Origin of the sequence: Vibrio marinisediminis (assembly GCF_014050145.1) — a bacterium.
Lineage (GTDB): Bacteria > Pseudomonadota > Gammaproteobacteria > Enterobacterales > Vibrionaceae > Vibrio > Vibrio marinisediminis.
This window is the reverse complement of sequence record NZ_JACFYF010000315.1, coordinates 1-250: the sequence shown is the minus strand read 5'-3', so window position 1 is coordinate 250 and position 250 is coordinate 1. Positions and strand designations below refer to the sequence as shown.

Below are 250 nucleotides of genomic sequence, written 5' to 3'. Positions count from 1 at the left end.
TTGAGCAGCACCAGTAACCATGTTCTTTACGTAATCCGCGTGACCTGGACAGTCTACGTGAGCGTAGTGACGATTTGCTGTTTGATATTCTACGTGTGAAGTATTAATTGTAATACCTCTTTCTTTTTCTTCTGGAGCGTTATCAATTTGATCAAATGATCTTGCTTCTGAAAAACCCGCATCAGCTAATACTTTAGTAATAGCTGCAGTCGTGGTTGTTTTACCGTGATCTACGTGTCCAATAGTACCA

1 protein-coding gene is annotated in these 250 nt (G+C 40.4%); it reads right to left on the bottom strand.

From position 1 onward, the window contains the following. Positions 1-250, bottom strand: a 250-nt coding sequence (locus H2O73_RS24220; RefSeq protein ID WP_246336000.1) for a GTP-binding protein, incomplete at both ends; no start/stop codon positions are given.